The organism is Thiomonas sp. FB-Cd, assembly GCF_000733775.1.
GTDB lineage: Bacteria > Pseudomonadota > Gammaproteobacteria > Burkholderiales > Burkholderiaceae_C > Thiomonas_A.
In genome coordinates this window covers 1,803,295-1,828,694 of record NZ_JPOE01000002.1, presented here as the reverse complement: position 1 = coordinate 1,828,694, position 25,400 = coordinate 1,803,295, and the positions used below count along the sequence as shown (strand labels likewise).

The following is a 25,400-nucleotide window of genomic DNA, read 5'->3' as shown; positions in this document are numbered from 1 at the left end:
TGCCGATTCCATGGCGCCCATGTCTGCATGCTGGTGCCCATTGACTGTGTCCACTTGAAACTGCATCGTGATTGGGACATGGTGCTACGCGACGGGAGGAACTTTCTTGACCTACATCACGTTCGCCACGGTTAAGGAAACGTTTGCCGAGCTATGCGCGATTGTCCCGCCCTCACGGGTTTGGATCATCAGCGCGGCGTCCGGGAGGCAAGTTCTCGGCGCGGCCGCATGGCAAACCATCTCGACTCGGCGCTGACGAGGCGTCGAGGCTCGTCAATTTCGGGCTCGTTGCCGGGAAATGCAGGGGCCTGCTCGACGATGAGCCAACTGCCGCCCGCAGCTCTTGGCGTGGGACCTCTCTGGGGGCGGCGGATCTGATGACAGGCCCCCGGGGCAGAAGGCCTGCCTAGACGACTGGACCGGTATGCGAGCCGGCCGCTCGCGGCCCGGCCAGACCGGGCCCGTTAGGTGCGCACTTCAGCGTTGCGCCACCCGCACGCCGCGCCGATACGATGGGTGCATCGTGTAGCGTAGTGAATGCTTGTAGGCATGCGCAAATTGGCGCCGGTCCGCAATACGCACGGTGCGTTTGCGATCACGTTTTGCGATGAGATCTTCATGCTGCCTGAACACGGGGCGGCGTGAATAGACGACGATGACCGAGTGGGGGCGGAAGCGCCCTCGCTCGGCGATGTGGTTCCAGCCGGCGACCTCGGCCGGACTCAGCCCATAGCGGTGTGCCACGGTGAAGGGCGTGTCGTATCGGCCTGCGATCAGGCGCTGCAGGCGGCCCTGCGGGACGTCCGGTGCAAGAGCCAGCACCGCATTTTCGACAGCGTGCTTGGTCACGTTCTGATCGTCCTGGGGTGGCTTCGGAACGAGAAGCGTGGAGCCGGCTTTCACGAGCGTACGCACGGGGATGTTGTTCACATCGCGCAGGACGGCCTCGGTCAAGTGCAGGTTGCGTGCAAGTTGTAGGGGGCTGGATGTGGCGTGCACCACATAGGTTGTCCATGTGGACAGTGGCCCCTGGTAGGTCGCCACAGACTGCTCAAAGGCGGTTGCGTTGTCGTAGGGGAGCAGGATCTTGGGCTTGGTGGCTGCCAGAATGACGGGCTTGTTGAACGCGGGATTCAGCGACCTGAATTCCTTGATCGTGATGCCGGCAAGCTTGGCAGCCAAGGCCACATCAATATCCTGCGTGATGGTGACCGGCTTGAAGTAGGGGTGATCGGGGACGTCGGGTAGCGCGATGCCGTACTTGGACGGATCAGCGATGATGTCCTTCACCGCCTGTAGCTTGGGGTAGTAATTGCGGGTCTCAGCTGGCATATTCAAAGCGCCGTAGCTGATCGGAAGACCCTTGGCTTGATTGGCGGCGATCGCGCGTTGCACGCCACCTTCGCCCCAGTTGTAGGCAGCCAGGGCCAGCTGCCAGTTGCCAAACATGTCATGCAGTTTGGTGAGGTAATCAAGGGCGGCCTTTGTCGACGCCATCACGTCGCGCCGGTCATCCTGGAACATGTTCTGCTTCAGGTTGAAATGCTTGCCTGTGGATGGAATGAACTGCCACATTCCCGAGGCGCGTGCTGAGGACATCGCATCGGGATTGAAGGCGCTTTCGACGAATGGAAGCAGGGCCAGTTCGGTGGGCAGGTTGCGACGCTGGACTTCCTCAAGGATGTAGTAGAGGTACTTGCGTGAACGCTCGGTCATGCGCGCGATGTACTCAGGCTTGGTGCTGTACCACTGCACCGCCTGCTGGACATAGGGCACCATGGCCGGGCCGTCCATGTTCGGGATGGCAAAGCCTGCCCGGATGCGCTGCCAAATATTGCTGTAGGGCACATCGGAGTGGTCGGCGGCGTCCTCGGCCGCCCGCATTTCCATCGCATCGTCGCGCGCGACTTGCGCAGCATCCGGTGGCGCCGCCACTGCAGTTTGTCCGTTCGCCGTGGCGTCGCGCGCATTGGCTGCCGTGTCTGAAGGGAATGAAGAAGATGCCGAGGTGGGGGATGATGGTGGGACGGCGGCGCAACCGGCTGCCATCACAACCACGGCAGCCAGGGCCCAGAATTTCAGTCGTCGCAATCGGTGCATCCCGTCATCCTCAGTCTTAGAAATCGTCTTTCCACTGCCGCAAAAGCGCAAATGCATCAGCTCGGCTGGTCGGTTCGCGCCCGGTGTGTTCGGTGAGGCGCACAAGCACGTCGATTTCGTCCACGCGCAGGAACGGATTGACACGCAATTCCTGTTCCAGGGTGCTGGGCAGTGTGGGCAGACCTTCGGCACGCTTGCCTTCACACCATTGCCTGTACGTCTGGATCGCTTGGTTGCCTGGCTCGACGAACTGCGCGAATTGTAAGTTGCTCAGCGTGTATTCATGTGTGCAGAACACGCGCGTGTCCCGGGGCAAGGCGGCGAGGCGGTCAAGCGAATGCAACATTTGTTCGGGCGTGCCTTCGAACAAGCGCCCGCAACCCGCCGAAAACAAGGTGTCTCCGCAGAACACAAAGCGATTGCCGAAGCCTCCGTCAGCGTAGAAGGCGATATGACCGAGCGTGTGGCCCGGAACATGAATGACGTCGAATCCCAGATCGATGCCGCGCGGGGCAACGTGGTCGCCGTCACGCAAGGGCTGCGACATGCCGGGTATGTCTTCGGTTGCGGGCCCCCATACCGGCACTTGGGCGTGCCTCAGCAGGTCGTGGATGCCCCCGGTGTGGTCCGCGTGGTGGTGGGTGACTAGAATGCCCGCGATCGCCAGCCCCTGCGCTTTGCACGCCGTCAGCACCGGGCCGGCGTCCCCCGGATCCACCACCAGCGCGTGACGCGTGTCGTGGATCATCCATATGTAGTTATCCCGAAAGGCGTGCAGCGCGACGATATGCATGTGAGCCCCGAAGTCAGCGCGAGTATAAGTCTCGACCGGTGGTTGCAAACCCCGAGCGGGGGCTATGTGCTGGGCTGGGAGCAGGCGCAGCTGGACCACATCGTGGCCGACGTTTTTGGCTTTCATGCGCTGCAACTGGGGCTTGCACCACTGCTGGCTCTGCGGCATAACCGCATGCCGCACCGCTGGTTGGCCCAAGGCGCGCCCGTCGACGAGGGCCCCGGGCCTGCCAGGCGGCTGCTTTGCCAGAGTTTTGCGCCACCCGAGTTTTCGCCCATCTACACGGATCCCCAGATCCTCATGACCGACGGCGCAAGCGACGGCGCTCCCCCATGCGCGGCCGCAAAGGCGCCCCCATCCGCATCGGGCATTCAATCCCACGCCGTGGTTTGCGACTTCACCGACCTGCCTTTCGCAACCCAAAGCCTTGATCTGGTGGTGCTGCCGCATGCGCTGGAGTCGGCATCCGATCCGCACGCCTGCCTACGCGAAGTGGACCGTGTGCTGGTGGCCGGAGGTCAGGTGGTCATCACGGGCTTCAATGCCCTGAGTCTGTGGGGCGCGCGCCAGGCCATTGGCCGTCTGGGCGGACCACTCTATTTGCCGCAGCGCGGCGAGCTCATTTCGCCTCGTCGTGTGCGAGACTGGTTGCGCCTGCTCAGTTTCGAGGTCACTGCAGGTCGCTACGGCTGCTACCGACCAGCCGCCTGCAGTCAGTCGTGGCTGGATCGCTGGCGCTTCATGGACAAGGCAGGCGACCGCTGGTGGCCCATGCTGGGTGCGGCGTACGTCCTTGTGGCGACCAAGCGTGTGCGCTCCATGCGCCTGGTTGGCAAGGCTTGGCAGCAAAAGGCAGCCAAGTCCTCCGTCGCGCGCCCCGTGGCCCACGGCCGTAACGTTTCCCGAAGCGCCAATCGCTAACCCTGGACAATGAACACACAGACGACAACACACGTGCATGCCTACACGGACGGCGCATGCAAGGGCAATCCGGGTCCCGGAGGCTGGGGGGTGCTGCTTCGGGCAGGCCACGTCCGCAAGGAGCTGTTCGGCGGCGAGGCCCAGACCACCAATAACCGCATGGAGCTCATGGCCGCCATCATGGCTTTGGAATCGTTGCGCAAGTCTTGCCAGGTGCAGCTCTTCACCGATTCGCAATACGTGCTCAAGGGAATCACGGAGTGGTTGCCTGCTTGGAAGGCGCGGGGCTGGAAGACCGCCGATCGCAAACCGGTCAAGAATGTTGATCTCTGGCAGCGCCTCGAGCGGGCACTTGCGCCGCACCATGTGGAATGGGTGTGGGTTCGTGGCCACACCGGAGATGCGGGCAATGAGGCCGCGGACGCATTGGCCAATCGCGGCGTGGATAGTGTGCTGAACACGGCCTGAGATCGCCCGCCTCACTCTTTCGCTTTCCAATTCCATTCCCATGACACGACAGATCATCCTCGATACCGAAACCACGGGACTGAATCCGGCTGCTGGTGACCGCATCATCGAAGTGGCTGCGGTGGAACTGCTCAAGCGAAGGCCGTCCGGCTCGCACTTCCAGCGCTATGTCAATCCGCAGCGCTCAAGCCACCCCGACGCGCTGCGTGTGCATGGCCTGACGGACGAGTTCCTGTCGGACAAGCCACTGTTTGGGCAGATCGTCGGGGATCTGCTGGACTTTGTGCGCGATGCCGAGGTGATCATCCACAACGCTGCCTTCGACGTGGCCTTCCTGGACGCCGAACTCGAGCGTTTGGGTTTGCCGCCGTTCAGCCAGCAGTGCGCCAGCATCACCGATTCCCTGACGATCGCACGCGAGCAGTTTCCGGGCAAATTCAACAGTCTGGATGCCCTGTGCAAGCGTTTCGGGGTGGACAATACAAGGCGCACCTTGCATGGTGCGTTGCTTGATGCGGAGCTTTTGGCTGAAGTCTATGTCTGGCTCACGCGCGGCCAGGACAGTCTGGTCATCGAACTCGATGGCCCGCAGGAGGACACGAGCGCCGAGCCGGTGGATCTTCGAGGCATCGAGCTGCCGCTGATTTTTGCCGACGCAGCCGAGGTGCAAGCCCATGAAGGCATCCTCCAAGCCCTTGAGAAGGCGTCAGCGAAGGGATCCGTATGGAAGCCAGGCTGAGAATTTCAGGCCGAGCGTGTCGGTATGGCATAATTTGGGGTTTGGGTGGTTAGCTCAGCGGTAGAGCACTGCCTTCACACGGCAGGGGCCACAGGTTCGATCCCTGTACCACCCACCAAAAATCGACGGCCACCACAGATCGTGGCCGTTTTTATGCGCGTAAGATTCGTGCGTGCTGCCGCTGGATGCGAACGGGGAATTCACTTCAATTGGATATGGCAACCGATTGATCTTGCGCATTTTTCGATGACTTGTTAGGCTTCGGCATACGATTTGACGACGAAGACCATGCTCCCGAATCCACGAATCACCCGGCCACAGATGGGCGCGCTGTCTTTGATTTTGGCCATTGCGATGGCAGTCTTCGGCATAGCTGACGCGCAGGCGGCGAGCGCGCAAGGAGCAACGACCGAACAGGCATCCGCAGGTGCGGTCAAGGTGCGAAAGCACGTCCGACGCCATGTCGTGCATCCCAAACGCAAGCTGCAAAAGAAAGCGGTGCCGGTTCGGCGGCCACGGCACGTGGCGAGCAAAAGGATGGCCCGAGGAACGCGGATCCACGCGGATTTCGCGGCCACCGGGCTGCGTGCGAAGCGGCAAATCGAGGCTGTGAAGAGACCGGGCATGGACGAGCGGCCGGTTCGGTTGGCGGATGCGGAGGTCCCGGCAGTCGGGGATCCGGTGGCACTTCGCTCCGGGTCGGCCCTGGTGATCGACGACAAGACAAACGAGGTGCTGTTAAGCAAGAACGCTAGCGACGTGCGTCCCATCGCGTCGCTGACAAAGCTGATGACGGCAGCCGTGGTTCTCGATGCGCATGTGCCGATGGACCAGATGATCGAGATCACGAGTGACGATATCGATACGTTGAAGTGGAGCAGTTCGCGACTGCGCCCAGGCATGAAACTCAGTCGCGAGGAGTTGCTCAAGCTGGCGCTGATGTCGTCGGAAAACCGCGCGGCGCACGCATTGGCGAGAACAACATACCCGGGCGGAATCGACGCCTTCATGCAAGCGATGAATCGCAAGGCCCAGCAGCTCGGCATGACGCGGACCCGGTACATCGATCCGACAGGACTATCGCCGCAGAACGAGTCCACGGCGCACGATTTGGCGCTGCTGGTGAAGGCGGTGTACGCCTACCCGCTGATTCGGGAGTTTTCCACCCACCAAAAGAGCACGGTCGACGTTGGTAATCGCGAATTGCAGTATCGCAACACCGATCATCTGGTTTTCAATCGCGGCTGGGACATCTTGTTGCAAAAGACCGGCTACATCAATGAAGCAGGGCACTGTCTGGTCCTCAACGCGGTCGTTCAGGGGCGCAATGTGATCGTGGTGCTGCTTGACGCTTGGGGCAAATATTCCCATTTCGCTGATGCCGAGCGCATCCGAACCTGGATGGAAACCACAGGTCGCGTCATGCTGTCGCGCACCGATGCCATTCCTGCCGATGCGTCGGCGCGGTTGGTACGCACGTCGCTCAGCGAGTGACGTCGCGTTCGCTCGCGTCTCAGCGCATCGATCGCGTCGCTGGCTTGTCCGCGCGATAGCCAAGCGCCGCCGAAATTGCCGCTGCCGTGTCAATCACCTTGCTGAGCCAATCTTCCTGCAGGCGGTCTGCTGGTGCCGATAGCGAAAGGCCTGCGATCAGCTGGCCGGAATCGTCGTAGATGCCGGCAGCCATGCAGCGCACCCCCAGTTCCAGTTCCTCGTTGTCGCGCGCATAGCCGAGTTGGCGCACGCGCACCAACTCCCCCTCAAGCTGGGCGGCATTCGTGATGCTGTTGCGCGTGTGCCCGACTAACCCTGTGCGCATCGCGTAGGCCCTCACCCGTTGCGGATCCTCGCCAGCGAGGAACAGTTTGCCCACCGAGGTGAGATGCAAGGGCGCATGGCCACCGACCGTGCGCACGACCTGCATGCCCGAGCGCTCACTGTAGGTTCGCTCGATGTAGACAATTTCATCGCCCTGGCGCATGCTCAGGTTCACGGGTTGATGGGTCAGCCGGTGCAGTTCGCGCATGGGACCCAGCGCCACGTCGCGCACATTCAACCGAGCCTTCACCAAGTTGCCCAGCTCAAGCAAGCGCATGCCAAGCTGGTAGACGCCCGGCTCGCAGCGATCGATGACACGGCCAGTCGCCAAGTCGTTAAGGATGCGGTGTGCGGTGGACGTATGCAAGCCGGTGCGCTCAGCGATGGTCTTCAGCGCCATGGGCTCCGAGTTGGCAGCCAGCACATCCAGAATCGCGAACATGCGCTCAACAACCTGAATGGCGGGTTGTTCGCGTGGATTGTGGTCGGACGATTTCATGATGTTCTATTTTATATCGTGAAATCAACCGCTGTCATCCGGAATGGCGCCGCCGTGCGCATTGCGCAGCAAGTGGGCCGCGGGCGCTTGGAATTTGGCTCCCTCGTGATGCGCGCAACGAGCGGCGCTAAAGCTCCCGCGTGCCAGGGGTCTCCGGCAAAAGCTCAATATGCGTAGCGAAAGAATAGGAAGCCAACGTTGCCGTTATTCGGCGACCCGTTGAAGCGCGGCAGGAATGCGCCATACATCGTGAGATTGCCATAACCCACCGAGGCCATCGGCAAGACGATGGGAATCGGGAAATTCTTCGCGATATCGGCGCGTGAGGTGATGCCGGCCGTGTAGCCTGCACCGAGCTTGAAACGCCCGTCGAAAGGCCGCCAGAGCCATTGCTTGGCATAGCCAACGACGGGTTCGGCATTCCAGTGCGAGTCGGAGAAGATCAGTGCATACACGAGCTCGTCGTTGCCATTGGCGTCCACGAGGTGCTTGCCCCAACCCAAGCCCCAGGCGCGTGCGTTGAGCACCGAGCGCTTGGCTTCCGTGTAGGTGCTTGGATCGTGCCATGTGTAGCCGGTCACGTAGAGGTCCGGCGACCCATTGTTGTAGATGTTCAGGAGGTTTTGCGAGGCGCTGTGAGCCCAACTCTGCACACCGGAGAGGCCGAATGCCTGGCAGGAAAGTGGCATAACGAGTCCGGTGCCGAGCAGCGCGGCGAGAAAGGCATGGCGCATGGGATGGGGGATCAGTGCAACGTCAGCCGAGGGATTCTATCCAGTGGCCATCCTTGAAGATTTCATGGGGTCGAAAGCGGGATTTGTAGGCCATCTTCTCGCTGGCGGCGATCCAATACCCGAGATAGGCATGGGGCAGTTGCATCGCGCGTGCCTGCATGATCTGCCACATCACGTTGTAAGTGCCATAGCTGGCTCCCGGATCGCCGGGCTCGTAGAACGTGTAGACCGCAGAAAGACCATCCGAAAGCAGATCGATGATGGAAACCATCTTCAGTGCGCCAGGTTCACCATGCGTTTGCGCCGGCTCTCGAAACTCCACGAGCCGTGTGTTGACCCGACTTTGCAGGAGAAACTGTGTGTACTGGTCAATGCTGTCCTGATCCATGCCGCCGCCAGCATGCCGGCGTGCCTGGTAACGCAGGTAGAGTTGATAGTGCTCAGGCACGAATCCCAATTTCAGCACGGTGGCCTCCAGCATGCCATGCCGCGCCCACACCCGGCGTTGGGTGCGGCTGGGCGTGAAGCGCTGCGCCATCACGCGCAGCGGAATGCAGGCGCGGCAGCTGTCGCATTGGGGTCGGTAGGTGAATAGGCCGCTGCGGCGAAAGCCGGCCTGCACCAAAGTCGTATAGACATCGGCGTTGATCAGGTGATTGGGCGTGGCCACCTGGGAGCGCGCTTGCCAGCCGTGCAGGTAACTGCAGGGGTAGGCCGCAGTCGAGTAGAACTGCAGCTCGGTGAACGGAAGTTCCTTGGGATGGGTCACAGCCAGGGCGCGCAATCGTGTTGAAATTGCGACCAATCATACTGCCAGCGTTCAGGTCCTGCGATCGTCAGTCGTTGCCGCAGCGTCTGCAGGAATTCGGATCTGGGGCGCGGTTGCGCGCCCATGCGGGCAAGGTGCGCGGTTTGCTGCTGACAGTCGATCGGGCCAAGCCCGTGCCGCAGGCAAAACCCGCACAGCGCCATCAGCAATACCTTGGAGCCGTCCGCCACGCGGGTGAACATGGACTCGCCAAACACCATGCCGCCCAGCGCCACGCAGTACAGCCCCGCTGCAAGCTCGCCGCCGTGCCAAAGCTCGAAACTATGCGCCAGCCCTTCGGCATGCAAGCCGCAGTAGGCATCGATGACGGCCGGGACGATCCATGTTTCAGCGGTATCTCGCCTCGGCGCCGCGCACTCCTGCATGACGCCCCGGAACTCGCGGTCCACATGCAGTTCAAAATCGGCATGCACGAGAAAGCGCCGGGCCGATTGCCGCAGCGAACGCCGCACGGCAAGCGCACCCGGCTCAAGCACCATGCGCGGATCGGGGCTCCACCACAGCGGCGGCTCGCCCGGGCCGAACCAGGGGAAAATTCCACGCGTGTAGGCTGCCTTTAGGGTGGCCGCGTCGAGACGCCCGCCTACTGCCAACAGGCCGGGATAGGGCGCGTGTGCAGGCAGGGCCCATTCAGGATCAGGAAATGGCGCACCCGGGAGCAGGCGCGTGAGTGTCCAGCTCATGAGGGAGGCCAACGACCACGGTGTGGTCGGATGCGACGGATGCTCATGTCGGAGCTGCTCATGCGGTATTCTCCCTTCATCGGGGTTCCATCCCGCGCACTACGCTCAATGCCCATGCTGATTTATCGTCTGGACGGTGTCACACCGGAAGTCTCTGCAGAAGTCTTTATTGCCGATACGGCGCGCGTGATCGGACGTGTGAGCTTGGGCGCCCGTGCGAGCGTCTGGTTCGGAGCGGTCTTGCGCGGGGATAATGAGCCCATTGTCGTGGGCGAGGACAGTAACGTTCAAGAAGGCGCGGTGCTACACACCGACCCTGGCTTTCCGCTGCGCGTCGGATCGGGCGTGACAATCGGTCATCAGGCCATGTTGCATGGCTGCACGGTGGGTGATGGCAGCCTGATCGGCATCCAGGCCGTGGTGCTCAACGGAGCACGCATCGGGCGCAATTGCCTGGTGGGCGCCGGCGCCTTGGTGACGGAGGGCAAGGAATTCCCGGATGGCTCGCTGATCATCGGTTCGCCGGCGCGCGCGGTGCGCGAACTCACGCCCGAGCAGATTGCTCGCTTAAGGGCTAACGCGCAAATCTACGTGGAAAAGGCACGGCTTTACCGCACGTCGCTGCAAGGCGTCGGCACCACGCCATGACGGACACCTTGCTCAAGTTCATGCTTGGCGCCGGCCACGTGCGTGGCGTGGTGGTGCGGCTGGAATCCGTTTGGCGGGAAATGCGCAAACGCCGTCAGCACGATGCGCTGGTGCAGAATCTTCTGGGCGAAATGACCGCGGCTGCGGCCTTGCTTGCCGGTAGTCTGAAGTTCGACGGTTCGCTTGTCCTGCAGATCCAGGGCGATGGGCCTTTACGCCTGGCCGTCGCGGAGTGTCAGCCTGATTTTGGGCTTCGGGCAACCGCCAAGGCCGATGTGCATGCGGTGGGCAGCTTGTCCGAGCTGGCCAATGCGCATGGCATGGGGCGTTGCGTCATTACGCTTGATCCACGGACCAAGGACCAGGGCCAGCAACCGTATCAGGGTATCGTGTCGCTGGCCGACGCCAGTGGGCAGTCACTGAGCGACTTGGGCGCGGTGTTGCAGCAGTACCTCGCCCAGTCGGAGCAGATTCCGTCGTGGCTCATGCTCGCGGCGGGCGAGCAAGCCGCCTGCGGCCTGTTGTTGCAGCGCATGCCTGATTCCGGTGGGACGGCAGGAGCGGCCGGGCGCGACGCGGAGGCCGACGAGGACTTTTCCCGCGCCGTACATCTTGCATCTACGCTGGGTCGCGACGAATTGTTGCAGAGTCAGCCGGAGGATCTGCTGCGTAAGTTGTTCTGGCAGGAGGAGCCCCGGGTGTTCAGCCCCCAGTCCCCGCATTTCCACTGCACGTGCGGCAAGAAGCGCGTGGCCGATATGCTGCGAATGCTGGGCCAGGACGAGGTGGAGTCGGTGCTCAAGGAGCAGGGTGAGGTGGACGTGACTTGCGAGTTTTGTGGCGCGCGCTACGCATTCGACCTTGTGGACGCTGCACGGCTGTTCCGCCCGGACGTCAACCAACCCCCCGCCCCGCCCCATCCCCAATAATTCGCGCTCCCGTCGGCTGGTTCCCGGCAGCGCATCACCATGTTGTGGGCAAAGCCGGTGGACTGCGCCCGTTGCGGGCACGCAGTCGAGCCAGAGCCAGGCGCTCCGCTGATGGCGTGGGAGACAGCCCGAGCCGGAACGGTCCATCGCGCGAATCACGGTTACTCAACCCACACCTGAACATATGCCACCTGGTCCTTGACCGGGGCGTGCGGTGGCCACGGCGCTGAGCGGGCGCATTGCTCGCTCCCGTTTAAGCCCTGTCGCGTCCAGTCCCGATCGCGCGTGTGCGCGATCAGCGCTGTGCGCGGGGGTGGGGTGTGCTTTTGCGGGTTGGGGCGGCCGGTGCGCTTGTCACGGCAGCGGGCGGAAGGGGGCTGGAGGCAGGCAGGATCTGCACAAAGATTTCATCGGGTTTGACCATGCCCATCTCGCGCCGTGCGCGGTCCTGTACAGCCTGTTTGCCGTGCCGAAGGTCGTGTGCTTCATCTTCCAGGCGCTGGTTTTGTAAACGTGCCTGCTCGTTGGCCTGATACTGGGCCGCGAGATTGGCGCGCAACTGGCGCACGCGTGGCCAGCTGCGTTCGCCAAACCACAGCGGCCATTGCAGAAGCAACAGCACGGCAAGCAACACAAGGGTGACCCAGCGCATGGCCCTCACGTCATGGATCCGCAGGTGCTTGCCGCCTCGCGGTTCAGCGCAGGTTGTAGAAGGTCGCTCGGCCAGCGAAGCGTGCTACATCGCCAAGATTCTCCTCGATGCGTAGCAACTGGTTGTACTTGGCGATGCGATCCGAGCGCGACAAGGAGCCGGTCTTGATCTGCCCGGCGTTGGTTGCCACGGCAATGTCGGCAATGGTTGTGTCCTCGGTCTCACCCGAGCGATGGGAGATGACAGCCGTGTACCCCGCGCGCTTGGCCATCTCGATGGCTGCGAAGGTTTCAGTAAGCGTGCCAATCTGGTTGACCTTGATCAGGATGGAGTTGGCGATGCCTTGTTCGATCCCGCGCTTGAGGATTTCGGTGTTGGTGACGAAGATGTCGTCGCCCACCAGTTGGATCTTCTTTCCGAGCTCTGCGGTGAGGTGTTTCCAACCATCCCAATCCTGCTCGGCCAAACCGTCTTCAATGGAGACGATGGGGTATTTGCCAATCCAGCTCGCATACAACGCAACGAGTTCCTCGCTGGAGAGCACCAGACCCTCGCCCGCGAGGTGGTATTTGCCATCCTTGTAAAACTCGCTGGAGGCCGGGTCCAGGGCAATGGCCACTTGTTCGCCTGGTTTGTAGCCCGCTTTCTCGATGGCCTCGACGATGAGCTGCAGCGCTGCTTCATGGCTGGCAACGCTTGGGGCAAAGCCCCCTTCATCACCGACGGTGGTGGGCATGCCGCGATCGTCGATCAGTTTTTTGAGCGCGTGAAACACTTCGGCCCCATAGCGCAGGGCCTCGCGGAAGTTTGGCGCGCCTACAGGCATGATCATGAATTCCTGCATATCCAGGGAATTGTTGGCGTGTGCGCCGCCGTTGATCACATTCATCATAGGCACGGGCAACTCGCACGCCGCGAAGCCCCCCAAATACTGGTAAAGAGGGACTCCGGCCTCCTCGGCAGCGGCCTTGGCTACGGCCATGCTCACCGCCAGCAGGGCATTGGCCCCGAGACGGGACTTGTTTGGGCTGCCATCCAGTTCGAGAAGCGTGCGGTCGAGAAACGCCTGCTCCGAGGCGTCCAAGCCCATCACGGCCTCCGTGATTTCGGTATTGATATGTTCCACTGCCCTCAGCACGCCCTTGCCGCCATAGCGCTGGGTATTGCCGTCACGAAGTTCGACCGCCTCGCGGGTTCCGGTGGAGGCGCCCGAAGGCACAGCAGCCCGACCCAGGAAACCGGTCTCGAGCACCACGTCACATTCCACGGTGGGGTTGCCGCGGCTGTCGAGGATTTCACGGGCATTGAGGTCGACGATTGCACTCATGGGTTCTCCAGTGTTGGTCTGTTTTTTGGGGGATCAACGAACAATTCAGGCGCTATCTTGCACGGGCAGCAAGGGCATCACCAGGCCGGCGTCACGCAGTGACCACCTGATGACCCTCGGGGCAGTCCTTGCCCAAGCCATCAAGCGCCCCGTCGGGGCGGTGGGGACGCCAGGGGCAGCCGGTTCTGGGCCTTCAATTAAATTGCGGCGCACCAGTGCCACCGCCGGACGTCGGCGACTCCGCGTTGAAGCGACAAGGCGATCGGCCTTGTATCGGGTGCGATTGGTGCGTTCAAGGGCTGCGGAAAGGTGGGCGGCCATGGAGCGTATCACCGCAACTTGTCTTCCAGATAGCCTTGACGCTTGACGACAGCATCGAGATCCTTAAGGCTTTCGAGCAGGGTTCGCATGTGGTGAAGCGGTACCGCATTGGGGCCATCGGACAGCGCATGCTCGGGGTCCGGATGCGTCTCGGCAAACAGCCCCGAAATGCCTGCAGCCACGGCCGCGCGCGCCAACACGGGCACAAACTCGCGCTGTCCGCCGGACTTTTCGCCCAAACCACCAGGCTGCTGCACCGAATGCGTGGCGTCGAAGACCACGGGGCAACCCGTGTCGCGCATGATCGCCAATGCGCGCATATCCGACACCAGCGTGTTGTAGCCGAAACTGACGCCGCGCTCACACGCCATGATTTGGGAGTTCCCCACGGCGCGCGCTTTGTCGACCACGTTTTGCATATCCCAGGGCGCGAGAAATTGGCCCTTCTTGATATTCACCGGCTTGCCCAAGCGGGCGACACTCTGGATGAAGTTGGTCTGCCTGCACAAAAAAGCTGGAGTCTGCAGCACATCGACAACGTCGGCGACCTCGACTAGCGGCGTGTCCTCGTGCACATCCGTAAGCACCGGAACGCCGATCTGGCGCTTGACCTCGGACAGGATGCGCAGACCCTCTTCAAGTCCCAGGCCGCGGAATGACTTTGCGGACGACCGGTTGGCCTTGTCGAATGAAGACTTGAAAATAAAGGGAATGCCGAGCTCGGCGCAGATGGCTTTCAATGCGCCGGCGGTGTCGAGGGCAAGCTGCTCGCTCTCGATCACGCAGGGCCCGGCGATGAGGAAAAGCGGCTGATCGGGGCCGACTTCGAATCCGCAGAGATGCATGGTTCGGCGCGCCCTCAGACGTTGACGGCCGGCTCGAGACCGGCTCGCGAGTGCTGGCCGTGACGTGCGAGCGCTGCCTGGATGTATGCCGAAAACAGCGGGTGGCCGTCACGCGGGGTGGACTTGAACTCGGGGTGGAACTGCACACCCAGGTACCAGGGATGCACGCTTTGGGGCAATTCCACAATTTCGGTGAGATGCTCGCGGGTCGTGTACGCCGAGATGACAAGGCCTGCTTTCTGCAGGGTTTCGAGGTAGGCCACATTCGCCTCATACCGATGCCGGTGCCGCTCGTTGACAAGGTCACCGTAGATGGAATGGGCCAATGTTGCGGCCTGCACACGGGCCTCCTGCGCGCCCAAGCGCATCGTGCCGCCGAGATCGGAATCCGCGCTACGCGCATGCACGGCGCCAGTCTTGTCCTTCCATTCCGTGATTAACGCGATCACGGGATGTGGCGTGTGGGGGTCAAACTCCGTGCTGTTGGCGCCGTCAAGACCTGCCATATGGCGGGCATACTCGATGGTGGCCACCTGCATGCCGAGGCATATGCCCAGATAGGGGATGCGCTGCTCGCGAGCGTACTGCGCGGCGAGAATTTTCCCTTCGACCCCGCGCTTGCCGAAGCCGCCTGGCACCAGGATCGCGTCAAACGCCGCAAGCTGGCCGATGTTGCCCGGCTCGAGGGTTTCCGAGTCAAGATAGGTGATGTCGACTTTCGCCGCGTTCTTGATGCCCGCATGGCGTAGGGCCTCATTCAGCGATTTGTATGAATCGGAGAGGTCGGTGTATTTGCCCACCATGGCGATGCGCAGGGCATGGCGTGGATGGGCCTCGGAAGCGACCAGGGCGTCCCAGGCGGATAGGTCAGCAGGTCCCCCCACAAGCTTGAGCTTGTCGCAGATCAGCGCATCCAGGCCCTGCTCGTGCAGCATGCGCGGAATCTTGTAGATGCTGTCGCTGTCCCAAACCGAGATCACGGCTTCCTGGGGCAGGTTCGCAAATAGCGAGATTTTCTCGCGCTCGTCATCCGGAATCGGCCGGTCCGCTCGGCACAGCAGGGCGTCAGCCGTAATGCCAATCTCGCGCAACTTCTGCACGCTGTGCTGTGTCGGCTTGGTTTTGAGTTCGCCGGCGGCGGGGATGAACGGCACCAGGGTCAGGTGCACGAACGCGCTGTGGTGGCGCGGCATGCGCAGGCTCATTTGCCGCACGGCTTCAAGAAAGGGCAGGGACTCGATGTCACCCACCGTGCCGCCGATCTCGACGATCGCGACGTCGGCCTCGTCGGCAGTACCCTCTCCAGCGCCCCGGCGGATGAATTCCTGGATTTCGTTGGTGATATGCGGAATCACCTGAACGGTCTTGCCAAGATACTCGCCGCGCCGTTCCTTGCGGATGACGCTGTCGTAGATCTGCCCGGTCGTGAAATTGTTGGTTCGGCGCATCGAGCGACGGATGAAGCGCTCGTAGTGACCGAGGTCCAGATCGGTCTCGGCCCCGTCGTCGGTGACGAACACTTCGCCGTGCTGAAATGGCGACATGGTTCCAGGGTCGACGTTAATGTAGGGGTCGAGCTTAATGAGGGTGACGTTGATGCCGCGAGACTCGAGAATCGCAGCGAGGGAGGCGGCTGCGATACCCTTGCCGAGGCTGGACACCACACCACCGGTGACGAAAACGTATTGGGTCATGACGCCGTATCAGGCCGGTAAACGTGCATTATAGAAACTGGCATCCGACAATTTGCGGACGCGTGGCCAATGTTGCTGGCGCAGCGCTCAATCGCGCACAAGTTCGTGGACCATGGCCATGATGGCCTCGGCAGTGAGTTGGGGCTGCTCGAAAGGAAAGAGATGGCTACCTCCAGCGATCCAGCGCAAATGCGCACCGACGAGGCGACGGGTGGCCGCCATGCCCGCCATGCGCAGCTCACGCGACGCCGTGCCGCCAATGAAGCCCACGGGCACGTCGCCGGGCGGGCGAGTCAAGCGGCCCAAGCGATGGGGAAGTGTGGCGTAAATGCGGGCTTCAACGTCGCGGTCGAAGGCAAGAACACGTTTGTTCCCGCGTTGAACGGTGCCGGCCTCGGCATAGTCAGCAAGCATCTCAGGGTCCCAACGGGCGAAGGCGGCTTTCCTGGCAAAGTGCGCGATCACCGCCTGCACATCTGGCCATTCTTGCTTGCGCCGCAGTGCAGGGGCGACCGGATCGAGTCGTCGAATCACCCCGGTGCGCTTCGCCCACCACAGGGCCCCGGCGCGCCAGCCGGCGATCACCGGAGAGTCAAGCAAGACCACGCAGCGCGCGAGCTCCGGGTGCGCGCGAGCCAACATCAGACTCAGAAAGCCGCCAAGCGAATGCCCAACCAGCACGACCTTGCGGCCGTGGGCGTGATGCAGCACAAAACCCAGCAACTCGCGTTGCAATTGCGGCCATCCGTCGCTCACAGGGTGTGCGGGGTCATGTCCGAACTGGGGCGGAGCCAGCACCTGGAAATGCGGGTCCAGCATGACGAAGAGCTTGTGGTAGCTGCCCGCGGGAAAGCCATTGGCGTGGGCGAAAATCAGCAACGGGCGCGCATCGGCGCCGGACATCAGGGGTTGGGGCGCGGAAGTGGGAGACATTGGACGCAGGGAGTTCAAGGCAGACCGGATCCGCTCGCTCACAGGGGCACGTCCTCACGCGCAGCGACGTGCAGGGTATAGAGCAGATCGAGCGCGTCGCGCGGGCTCAAGGCATCCGGGTCAATCGCTGCGAGCTGCGCCCGCAGCGGATCAGGAGCGGTGTGCGGCACGGCCGACTCGTCTTCATGCAGGTTCCCCGTTTGCGCAAAAAGGTCAAGCTGCGCGAGTTGCGCGCTTTGGGCCTGTTCAAGGGTTTCCAGGCGGCGACGCGCATCGCGGATCACCGCTGTCGGCATGCCTGCCAACTGCGCGACGTGCACGCCGTAGCTTCGGCTGGCCGGGCCCGGCTTGACCTCGTGCAGGAACACGATCGTGTCGCCATGCTCGGCCGCGCTCACGTGCAGATTGATGCTTTCGGGGTGGTGCGCGGGAAAGTCGGTGAGTTCGAAATAATGGGTCGCAAAAAGGGTGAAGGCGCGGTTTTTTTCATGAAGATGGGTCGCAATGGCCAGCGCGAGCGCCAAGCCGTCAAATGTCGAGGTTCCGCGACCGACCTCGTCCATCAGGACGAGGCTTTGCGGGGAGGCCGTGCGCAAAATTGCTGCCGCTTCGGTCATCTCCACCATGAATGTGGAACGTCCCCCGGCCAGGTCATCACCAGCACCGATGCGCGTATGGATGGCGTCCAGCGGGCCAATGCGCGCGCTTGCCGCCGGGACGAAGCTGCCCATGCAGGCAAGCAACGCAATCAGCGCCACTTGGCGCATATAGGTCGACTTCCCGCCCATGTTCGGCCCCGTGATGACGTGCGTTCGGCTTTGCTGCAGCAGCAAGGAATCGTTGGGGACAAAGCGATCGACCTGCGCCTGGACCACCGGATGGCGCCCGGCGCGAATCTCGATCCCCGGCAACGGGGAGAGTTCCGGGCACACCCAATTCCAGGTGCGCGCCCGCTCGGCAAGCGTACCCAGCACGTCGACCTGGGCCAAGGCGCGCGCCGCACGCTGCCATGCAGGCACAGCCGGCTGCAAGTCGTCCACCAGTTTCGCGAAAAGCAACTTTTCGCGTGCCAGCGCTCGATCCTGCGCCGAAAGAGCCTTGTCTTCGAAGATCTTGAGCTCCGCAGTGACGTAGCGCTCGGCGCCCTTGAGGGTCTGGCGGCGCTGGTAGTCGGGTGGCACCTTGTCAGCTTGGCCGTGGGTGACCTCAATGGCGAAGCCGTGGACCTTGTTGTACAGCACCCGCAAATTGCCAATGCCGGTGCGCGCCCGCTCGCGCGCCTCCATATCCAGCAAAAAGGCGCTGCAGTCCTGACCGATGGCTCGCAGCTCGTCGAGTTCGGCATCAAACCCGGCGGCGATCACGCCGCCGTCACGCAAATTGAGCGCAGGCGGATCGGCCAAAGCGCGTTGCAGGAGCGCCAAAGGCGCCGCGTCCAGCAGGAGTGCACTGCACTGCACGCTCAGCAGCGGATCCTCGAAGTGCTCCAGCACTGCGCAGATCTCCGGTAGCTTGGCCAAGGTCTCGCGCGCGCCGGCCAGTTCCCGCGGGCGCACCTGCTGCAGGGCGAGGCGCGCGGCAATGCGTTCCAGATCAGCCAGTCCCTTGAGGGCATTGCGCAGTTCGCCCCAGGGACCGGCCAGGAGTGCGGCGATTGCGGCGTGGCGCTGCCGTGCCAGCTCTTGAGCGCGCGGAGGCGCAGCCAGCCACTGGCGAATCAAGCGGCTCCCAGCCGCCGTTTGGCATTGGTCGAGAAGCGATAGCAGGGTCGGGGAAGTCTCGCCACGCAGCGTGACGAACAGCTCCAGGTTGCGCCGCGCATTGGCATCGAGGAGCAATGTATCGTCGCTGCGTTCAATCTGCAGGTCCGTGACGTGGGCCAACCCCCGCCCCTGTGTTTGCTCGGCATAGCCCATGAGTGCGGCGGCGGCGGCCTGGGCTCGGGGCAAATCGTGGGCGCCGAAGGCGTCAAGCGCGGCTACGCCAAGCTGGCGGCAGAGCTTCTCAACGCCCACCGAAGAGTCGAACTGCCAAGGCGCACGCACGTTGATGGTGCAGCCTGAGAGTTCGGGCGGCTGCGGCACGTCCTGCGGCCATAGCACTTCAGCCGGCTGAATGCGCGCCAGCCACGTTTCAAGCTCCGAGGGCGCGCACTCTGCCAACCGCAAGGCGCCGCTTGACAGCACCAGCCACGCCAGCCCGAGCGTTGCATTGCGCCGGGACTTGTCCGCCGCAATGGCGAGGAGGGCGCAGTCGGCGCGATCGTCGAGCAATCCATCGTCCAGTCGCGTCCCTGGTGTGACGATGCGCTCCACGCGCCGCTCCATCGGCCCTTTGCTGGTGGGGTCGCCGACTTGCTCGCAGATGGCGACCGACTCACCCAGGCGCACCAACCGTGCCAGATACTGATCCAACGCCTGCGCCGGGACCCCCGCCATGACGATGGGTTGTCCCGCGGATTGCCCGCGGCGCGTGAGGGTCAGATCAAGCAGTCGCGCGGCCTTCTCGGCGTCCGCGTAGAAGAGCTCGTAAAAGTCGCCCATGCGGTACAGCACCAGAACGTCTGGATGTTCGGCCTTGATGCGCAGGTACTGGGCCATCATCGGTGTGTGGCCACCCAAGGCGAGCGCGTTCGTCTCGGCGGCCACCGCGGACCTAGGCCCGGTGCTGGAAATGCCGGCCATTGCCTTGAACCGTTTCAGAATGGAGCGCTATCGTCCGCCGCCTGTTCGGCCTGGGCCGAAGTCGGTCGCTTGGGACTGGCGGTTGGCACTGCGCGGTCGCCATGGGCGTAAGGCTTGAGCAAAGCAACGAGCTGAGCGTAGATTCGCGGGCTTCCCGCAACCAGTTCACCGCGGTGCAGGAAATCCGAGTCACCGGTGTAGTTGCCGACGAGTCCCCCGGCTTCGGTGATCAACAGCGAGCCCGCCGCCACGTCCCACGGTTTGAGGCCGGTTTCGAAAAAGCCGTCGTAGCGGCCGGCAGCCAGATAGGCGAGGTCAATGGCTGCGGCGCCCGGGCGCCGCAGCCCCACGCAGCGCTCGGCGACCTTCTTGAACATCTCCAAATAGGTGTCCAGGTCGTCGCCCTTGCGGAACGGAAAGCCAGTGCCGATGAGTGCGTCTTCCAGCCTTGTGCGTTTGGATACGCGCAGGCGCCGGTTGTTGAGAAAGGATCCACCCCCGCGGCTGGCGGTGAAGAGCTCGTCGCGCGATGGGTCGTACACCACCCCGTGCTGCACAACGCCCTGATGGGCAAGCGCGATGGACACGGCGTAGACCGGCATGCCGTGAATGAAATTCGTGGTGCCATCCAGCGGGTCAATGATCCACTGGTACTCCGAGTCGGCCCGTCCGTGGGTGGTGCCAGTTTCTTCGCCCAGGATGCCATGCTGGGGAAATGCCTTGAGCAAGATGTCGATGATGGCCTGCTCACTGGCTCGGTCCACCTCCGTGACGAAGTCGCGCGCGGACTTTTGCGTCACGCGTAGCAAGTCCAGGTCGAGGCTGGCGCGATTGATAATTTTGCCGGCTTCGCGGGCTGCGCGAACGGCGACGTTGATCATGGGATGCATGGTGGGTGCCGAGACGCGACAATGTCGCCTCGAGGAGGACGTGCGGGTGGATGTGAAAGAGCGGATGACTAAGCGTGATTCTATCGAAGGGGGCATCGAGCCCGCTGGCCTGACGCCCGAGGGGCCTGAAGCGCCGCTGTTTGTGCTCATGCACACGAGCCATCCGGGAAATGTGGGTGCTGCAGCGCGAGCGATCAAGACCATGGGTTTCGCGCATTTGGCCTTGGTGGCGCCTCGACATGCGGACGTGCGTGAGCAGCCCGATGCGCTGGCTTTTGCCAGTGGGGCCGGCGACGTGCTGCGTGCGGCGCGTCAGGCGGACACATTGGCGCAGGCAGCAGGTGATTGCGGCATGCTGGTCGCCCTGTCGTCAAGGGTTCGCGATTTTGGCCCGCCCCTGCATGGGCCCGACTGGCTGCCCGAGTTGGCGCAACAGGCTGCCGAGCAGGGACGGCGGGTCGGCTTCGTATTCGGGAGCGAGCGTTATGGGCTGGATAACGACACCGTGTATCGTTGCAACGCGTTGCTCAGCCTGCCCGCCTATTCCGCATATGCCTCTCTCAACCTGGCGCAGGCCGTGCAAATCGTGGCTTGGGAATGGCGCCGTGCGCTGGGCGCCTTCAGGCTACCGTCCGGCCCGCCGCCTGAGGTCGCTGCCACCCAGGCCGAGCTGCAGGGCCTGCTTGATCATGCGGAGCAGGCATTGGTCGCGCTGGGCTATCTGGATCCGGAAGCGCCGAAAAAGCTCATGCCCCGCCTGTCCCGCTTGGCCGCACGGGCCGCGCTCACCCGGCAGGAGGTGCACATTTTGCGCGGCATCTGCAAAATGGGGCTGGAGCGACTGGGCGATGCGCATGCAGCCTCGCCATCGAGCGGCAGTCCGGCGCCTGCAAAACAGTCGACGGGCAGTGCGCGCGCTCCGCGCAAGGCCGTTTAGGCGCAGCCCTGCGTGTGCCGCAAGGCTCCAATACACTCGATCCACTCTGAGCGTCCCATTCGAACCGTCCATGCTCCAGCACTTGCGCGAAGATATCCAGGTCATCCTCGAACGCGATCCTGCGGCTCGATCGCGCTGGGAGGTGCTGACGTGCTACCCCGGCCTGCACGCGCTCGTTCTGCACCGCCTGGCACATGGATTGTGGCGGCGGGGCTGGCATTGGCTGGCGCGGTGGATCTCGCACTGGGCACGGTTTTTCACCGGCATCGAGATTCACCCTGGGGCCACCATTGGACGGCGGGTATTCATTGACCACGGCATGGGGGTCGTGATCGGCGAAACGGCCGAACTCGGCGACGACTGCACCATTTATCAGGGTGTCACGCTGGGCGGCACGACCTTGTACAAGGGTACGAAGCGACACCCGACGCTTGAGGCCGGTGTGGTGGTGGGCGCTGGCGCGCAGGTGCTCGGCGGCTTTACCGTCGGCGCCGGAGCGCGCATCGGGTCCAACGCTGTGGTCGTCAAGGCTGTGCCGGCCGGAGCAACGGCTGTGGGCAACCCCGCGCGGATTATCCAGAAGGAGTCGGAAAAGGAGCGCGAGGCGACTGCCGCGCGCATGGGCTTTTCGGCCTATGCCGTTATGCAAAACGGGGACGACCCGCAAAGCAAGGCCATTCTGGGGCTCATCGACCATGCAGCCCAATTCGAGCACCAGATTGCCCTACTGTGGCGCGAGCTCGAGCGGCAAGGGGTCTGCACCCGGGAAAGCTGTCCTCCCGAAGCCCTGCGCGAGGAACACTTTGACAAAGGTCAGCTCGAGAAGCTGGTGAAGTGAATCCGCCCGTGCCAAGGCACGCCACAGCGCAGCGTCAAACCAGTTGTTGACGATGCACGGCAAGAGCGCCGGGGCCCTGATCCAGCCACAGCACCTGAGCGCGATGCGCAACGCTGTGGACAGGCGCGTCCAAATCCCAGTCGGACAAAACCTGGCGCAGGCGACCTCCTTCCCAGTGGTCGCAGGGGCGATGGGTGTGGCCGTGGATCATCCAGGGGCTTGCCGCTTGGCTGAGCCAGCGGGAGGCTTCCGCGGGGTCGGCATCGCTCGAGGTTTCCATGCGACTTTGTGCCGCGCGACTCTGGGCGCGTAGTGCGGCGGCTTGCTGGCGCCGTGCGGCAAGCGGCTGGGCCAAAACCTGCCGCTGCCACACGGGATCGCGGCAGCGTGCGCGCCAATGCTGGTAGTCGATGTCGGCCGTGCACAGGGCGTCGCCATGAGTGAGCAGGATGCGCTCGCCGGCGAAGCGCAAGACGCTCGGGTCAGCCAGGAGCTGCACGTGGGTGCGCTGAACAAACCCGGAACCGAGCAGGAAATCCCGGTTGCCGTGCATGACCCCGAGGAAACGATCCGTCGACGCAAAGGAAGCCAGCGCGGTGCAAACCTCGTGATGGACGTCGGCTGGATCGGCGTCGAGCAGGTCATCACCGATCCAAGCCTCGAACAGGTCACCAAGAATGAATAGTGCGTCGGCTTGCAGAGCATCGGCCTGCAACCATTGGAGAAAGCGCGCCGTCGTCAGCGGCGCATCAGGTCCGAGGTGGAGGTCGGAGATGAACGCCAGCCGGCGCCAGTGCGCGCGTGCCTCGATTTCGGGGGCGTGTTCAGACTTCAACGGCTTTCAAAATCACCACGTCTTCAACAGGCACGTCCTGGTGGAATCCTTTGGTTCCTGTTTTCACGCCCTTGATGGCATCCACCACGTCCTGGCCATCCACCACGTGGCCGAACACGGCATAGCCCCAACCTTGCGCCGTGGGAGCGCTGTGGTCAAGAAAAGTGTTGTCTGCCACATTGATAAAAAACTGGGCAGTGGCCGAGTGGGGATCGTTCGTGCGTGCCATGGCGAGTGTGTAGCGCTTGTTCTTGAGCCCGTTATTCGCCTCATTCGGGATGGGCGCTTGGGTGGGCTTTTGCTTCATGCCAGGCTCGAAGCCGCCGCCTTGGATCATGAAACCGTCGATCACGCGGTGGAAGATGGTGCCGTCGAAATGGCCACTTTTGACGTAAGCGAGGAAATTTGCGGCTGACTTCGGAGCTTTCTCCGTGTCAAGCTCAATGCGAATGACGCCCTTGTTCGTGTGTAGTTCAACCATGATGGTCCTTTACTTGAGAAAAATGGCTTGTTGGATGATCACGGGCGTGACCGGTACGTTTTGATAGGGGCCCGTGCTCTGGGTGGCGACTTTCGCGATGCGGTCGACCACGTCCATGCCAGCGATCACTTGGCCGAATACGGCATAGCCCTGACCATCTGGCTGAGGATAATCGAGCGAAGGGTTGTCCGCCAAATTGATGAAGAACTGCGACGTCGCGGAGTTCGGATCCGACGTTCGCGCCATGGCGATGGTGCCGCGCAGATTCTTCAGGCCGTTTTTGCTCTCCAGGGCAATGGGCGCACGGGTCGACTTTTGCTGCATGTCCACGGTGAAGCCGCCGCCTTGAATCATGAATCCCGGAATCACGCGGTGGAAGATCGTGCCCGCGTAGAAGCCGTCCTTGACATACTGCACGAAATTTGCCACGGTCTTCGGGGCGCGTTGCGGGTCGAGTTGAACCTCGATCGTGCCCAGCGTCGTGACCAGTTTCACGCGGGGCGGTGCTTCGGCATGCGCGGGATGGATCGCTGGAAGACAATTGCCAAGCAAAATGGCAGCGCCCAGCATGAACAGGCGGCGTCTGCCGCCCGCCGGTGGCTGTGCGGTTTCGCGGCAGTCTGAGAGGGGATCGATCGTGTTTCGGAGCATGGTGGCTGCAATGGATAGGTGAGACTGTTGATCACTGTTGGGTGGGCCATGGCAGCACTCGATATTGCGGCCAGGGCTGCCCGAGATGCTCAGCGGTGGGAGTGATGGAGGAGCGCGGTGGTGCAGAGGAAAGTGGCAGCCTCAGGCGACTGCGTTTGGGCAACAATTGCGTGCCGGACCAGCCAATGCGACTGCGCATGCGGCAGGCGCAAGGCATTGGGCATCGGAGCGGCTCAAACGCGTCGGCACCAACGGCGGCACGGGTTTGATGCGTGCCGCGGTGTTGTCGTGCCGCAAGTCCAGTGCCGCGCCGGTGAGGTTTTTGCGGGACGCAGCCGGCGACGGCTGCGCGACGAGTTTGGGGGCGGATGCGGGCCGGGCCGCGATGGCTGGTGTGATCGGACGACGCGCCGCTGCCGCATCCGAGTTCGCGTGCGCCAACGCATGGGGTGCCTCCGTGGGTGTCGCCGACGAGTGTGGCTCAGGGCGATTGCTCAGCAGCTGGCGTATGAGTGCAAGTTTTGCGCGTGTGGCATCGCCCTTGTTGCCGTTGAGCTGCAAAGCCTTCTGGTAGGACTGGCTCGCCAGCTTTGCATACACGTCGCCCAGGTTCTCATAGGCCGTGGCGTAGTTCGGGTTGGTGCGGATCGCCATGTCCAATGCCGCGCGCGCCTTCTCGTAATCGCCCCGCTGGGCATACAAAACAGCCAGATTGTTGTAAGGCTCAGGCAGCTCGGGGTACTGCTCCGTGAGCTGGGTGAATACCTCAATGGCCTCTTGCGTCTTGCGCTGGTCAGCAAGGATGATGCCGCGCACGAAGCGGTATTGGGGGTCCTTGGGGTTTGACGTGATCAACGCGTTGACTTCGGTCAATGCGTCCTGCAGCTTGCCTGCCCGGATCAGCTGCTGCACGGCGCCCAGCTCATCGGCATGGGCTGGCATGGGGATCACGCCGAGCGCAAGCACCGTTGAAAGCGCCACACCTGCGAGCAGGCGCAAAATTCCGCATGGACGCGGCCTGACGCGGGGGAGGTGGGCGGGGGGCATGAGTTCTGGGTCGCGCGGTCTGTGCTAAGTTTTTGATTTTATCCGGGCCTGCCGGCCCGTTCCTTCCATTCGATTCTTGCAGCTAGCCGGCGCGACGGGCCGCC

25 protein-coding genes and 1 tRNA gene are annotated in these 25,400 nt (G+C 62.9%); 9 read left to right on the top strand and 17 right to left on the bottom strand.

Going from position 1 to position 25,400, the window contains the following annotated elements:
• Window positions 1-477: 477 nt before the first annotated feature.
• Entirely contained in the window at window positions 478-2,100 is a 1,623-nt protein-coding gene (locus CD04_RS0108930; protein WP_051849051.1) for a transglycosylase SLT domain-containing protein, read from the bottom strand.
• Between the two features lie 16 nt (window positions 2,101-2,116).
• On the bottom strand, window positions 2,117-2,893 hold the full coding sequence (gloB, locus tag CD04_RS0108925) for a hydroxyacylglutathione hydrolase (RefSeq protein ID WP_031406029.1): 777 nt from the start codon (window positions 2,891-2,893) through the stop codon (window positions 2,117-2,119).
• On the opposite strand from gloB, the gene CD04_RS0108920 reads away from it, so the two are divergent.
• The 5 genes from CD04_RS0108920 to pbpG all read left to right on the top strand — a co-directional run bounded on the left by CD04_RS0108920 (window position 2,894) and on the right by pbpG (window position 6,515).
• Window positions 2,894-3,814, top strand: coding sequence for a class I SAM-dependent methyltransferase (locus CD04_RS0108920; RefSeq protein WP_231480510.1), 921 nt, complete (start codon window positions 2,894-2,896; stop codon window positions 3,812-3,814). It begins immediately after the preceding gene.
• 9 nt (window positions 3,815-3,823) lie between these two features.
• Window positions 3,824-4,282, top strand: coding sequence for a ribonuclease HI (rnhA, locus tag CD04_RS0108915; RefSeq protein ID WP_031406026.1), 459 nt, complete (start codon window positions 3,824-3,826; stop codon window positions 4,280-4,282).
• Window positions 4,283-4,322: 40 nt separating this feature from the next.
• Complete coding sequence (dnaQ, locus tag CD04_RS0108910; protein ID WP_031406024.1) at window positions 4,323-5,021, top strand: DNA polymerase III subunit epsilon; 699 nt, start codon at window positions 4,323-4,325, stop codon at window positions 5,019-5,021.
• Window positions 5,022-5,064: 43 nt separating this feature from the next.
• Window positions 5,065-5,139 (top strand) — tRNA-Val (locus CD04_RS0108905).
• Between the two features lie 170 nt (window positions 5,140-5,309).
• Window positions 5,310-6,515, top strand: a complete 1,206-nt coding sequence (pbpG, locus tag CD04_RS0108900; RefSeq protein ID WP_051849050.1) for a D-alanyl-D-alanine endopeptidase — start codon at window positions 5,310-5,312, stop codon at window positions 6,513-6,515.
• 19 nt (window positions 6,516-6,534) lie between these two features.
• Here pbpG and CD04_RS0108895 read toward each other — a convergent pair whose 3' ends face one another.
• From CD04_RS0108895 to aat, 4 genes are all read right to left on the bottom strand, one after another.
• Window positions 6,535-7,338, bottom strand: coding sequence for an IclR family transcriptional regulator (locus CD04_RS0108895; RefSeq protein ID WP_031406019.1), 804 nt, complete (start codon window positions 7,336-7,338; stop codon window positions 6,535-6,537).
• 164 nt (window positions 7,339-7,502) lie between these two features.
• Window positions 7,503-8,072 carry a lipid IV(A) palmitoyltransferase PagP gene (gene pagP / locus CD04_RS0108890; protein WP_031406018.1) on the bottom strand — a complete coding sequence of 190 codons (570 nt, stop codon included), beginning with the start codon at window positions 8,070-8,072 and terminating at the stop codon, window positions 7,503-7,505.
• 22 nt (window positions 8,073-8,094) lie between these two features.
• Entirely contained in the window at window positions 8,095-8,841 is a 747-nt protein-coding gene (locus CD04_RS0108885) for an arginyltransferase (RefSeq protein ID WP_031406015.1), read from the bottom strand.
• Complete coding sequence (gene aat, locus CD04_RS0108880; protein ID WP_031406013.1) at window positions 8,838-9,584, bottom strand: leucyl/phenylalanyl-tRNA--protein transferase; 747 nt, start codon at window positions 9,582-9,584, stop codon at window positions 8,838-8,840. The genes CD04_RS0108885 and aat overlap by 4 nt, the downstream gene beginning before the upstream one ends.
• Before the next feature lie 114 nt (window positions 9,585-9,698).
• On the opposite strand from aat, the gene CD04_RS0108875 reads away from it, so the two are divergent.
• Complete coding sequence (locus CD04_RS0108875) at window positions 9,699-10,232, top strand: gamma carbonic anhydrase family protein (RefSeq protein ID WP_031406011.1); 534 nt, start codon at window positions 9,699-9,701, stop codon at window positions 10,230-10,232.
• Complete coding sequence (locus CD04_RS0108870) at window positions 10,229-11,161, top strand: Hsp33 family molecular chaperone HslO (RefSeq protein WP_031406008.1); 933 nt, start codon at window positions 10,229-10,231, stop codon at window positions 11,159-11,161. Before CD04_RS0108875 ends, CD04_RS0108870 begins: the two co-directional genes overlap by 4 nt.
• 295 nt (window positions 11,162-11,456) lie before the next feature.
• On the opposite strand, the gene ftsB is transcribed toward CD04_RS0108870, so the two are convergent.
• The 7 genes from ftsB to CD04_RS0108835 all read right to left on the bottom strand — a co-directional run bounded on the left by ftsB (window position 11,457) and on the right by CD04_RS0108835 (window position 20,507).
• Complete coding sequence (gene ftsB / locus CD04_RS0108865; protein WP_031406006.1) at window positions 11,457-11,813, bottom strand: cell division protein FtsB; 357 nt, start codon at window positions 11,811-11,813, stop codon at window positions 11,457-11,459.
• 43 nt (window positions 11,814-11,856) lie between these two features.
• A complete protein-coding gene (eno, locus tag CD04_RS0108860) occupies window positions 11,857-13,140 on the bottom strand; it encodes a phosphopyruvate hydratase (protein ID WP_031406005.1) in 1,284 nt (427 codons plus the stop codon).
• Between the two features lie 329 nt (window positions 13,141-13,469).
• On the bottom strand, window positions 13,470-14,306 hold the full coding sequence (gene kdsA, locus CD04_RS0108855) for a 3-deoxy-8-phosphooctulonate synthase (protein ID WP_031406003.1): 837 nt from the start codon (window positions 14,304-14,306) through the stop codon (window positions 13,470-13,472).
• 14 nt (window positions 14,307-14,320) lie between these two features.
• Window positions 14,321-16,000, bottom strand: a complete 1,680-nt coding sequence (locus CD04_RS0108850) for a CTP synthase (protein ID WP_031406002.1) — start codon at window positions 15,998-16,000, stop codon at window positions 14,321-14,323.
• A gap of 87 nt (window positions 16,001-16,087) precedes the next feature.
• On the bottom strand, window positions 16,088-16,933 hold the full coding sequence (locus CD04_RS0108845) for an alpha/beta fold hydrolase (protein ID WP_231480509.1): 846 nt from the start codon (window positions 16,931-16,933) through the stop codon (window positions 16,088-16,090).
• 38 nt (window positions 16,934-16,971) lie between these two features.
• Window positions 16,972-19,617, bottom strand: a complete 2,646-nt coding sequence (mutS, locus tag CD04_RS0108840) for a DNA mismatch repair protein MutS (protein ID WP_369792789.1) — start codon at window positions 19,615-19,617, stop codon at window positions 16,972-16,974.
• A gap of 14 nt (window positions 19,618-19,631) precedes the next feature.
• Window positions 19,632-20,507, bottom strand: coding sequence for an inositol monophosphatase family protein (locus tag CD04_RS0108835; RefSeq protein WP_038167651.1), 876 nt, complete (start codon window positions 20,505-20,507; stop codon window positions 19,632-19,634).
• Between the two features lie 64 nt (window positions 20,508-20,571).
• Between CD04_RS0108835 and CD04_RS0108830 the strand changes: the two genes are divergently transcribed.
• Both CD04_RS0108830 and cysE read left to right on the top strand, forming a co-directional pair.
• The gene (locus CD04_RS0108830) at window positions 20,572-21,444 is read left to right on the top strand and encodes an RNA methyltransferase (RefSeq protein ID WP_369792788.1); all 873 of its coding nucleotides are present in this window, start codon (window positions 20,572-20,574) and stop codon (window positions 21,442-21,444) included.
• Between the two features lie 70 nt (window positions 21,445-21,514).
• Entirely contained in the window at window positions 21,515-22,282 is a 768-nt protein-coding gene (cysE, locus tag CD04_RS0108825) for a serine O-acetyltransferase (protein WP_031405995.1), read from the top strand.
• Window positions 22,283-22,316: 34 nt separating this feature from the next.
• Here the strand turns inward: cysE and CD04_RS0108820 are convergent, their stop codons facing one another.
• The 4 genes from CD04_RS0108820 to CD04_RS0108805 form a co-directional block, all read right to left on the bottom strand.
• Window positions 22,317-23,117, bottom strand: a complete 801-nt coding sequence (locus tag CD04_RS0108820) for a UDP-2,3-diacylglucosamine diphosphatase (protein WP_051849049.1) — start codon at window positions 23,115-23,117, stop codon at window positions 22,317-22,319.
• Window positions 23,107-23,598 (bottom strand): peptidylprolyl isomerase, encoded by a 492-nt coding sequence (locus CD04_RS0108815; protein ID WP_031405991.1) that lies wholly within the window; start codon window positions 23,596-23,598, stop codon window positions 23,107-23,109. The genes CD04_RS0108820 and CD04_RS0108815 overlap by 11 nt, the downstream gene beginning before the upstream one ends.
• Window positions 23,599-23,607: 9 nt before the next feature.
• Entirely contained in the window at window positions 23,608-24,168 is a 561-nt protein-coding gene (locus tag CD04_RS0108810; RefSeq protein ID WP_031405988.1) for a peptidylprolyl isomerase, read from the bottom strand.
• Between the two features lie 222 nt (window positions 24,169-24,390).
• Window positions 24,391-25,248 carry a tetratricopeptide repeat protein gene (locus CD04_RS0108805; RefSeq protein WP_051849048.1) on the bottom strand — a complete coding sequence of 286 codons (858 nt, stop codon included), beginning with the start codon at window positions 25,246-25,248 and terminating at the stop codon, window positions 24,391-24,393.
• Window positions 25,249-25,400: the final 152 nt, after the last annotated feature.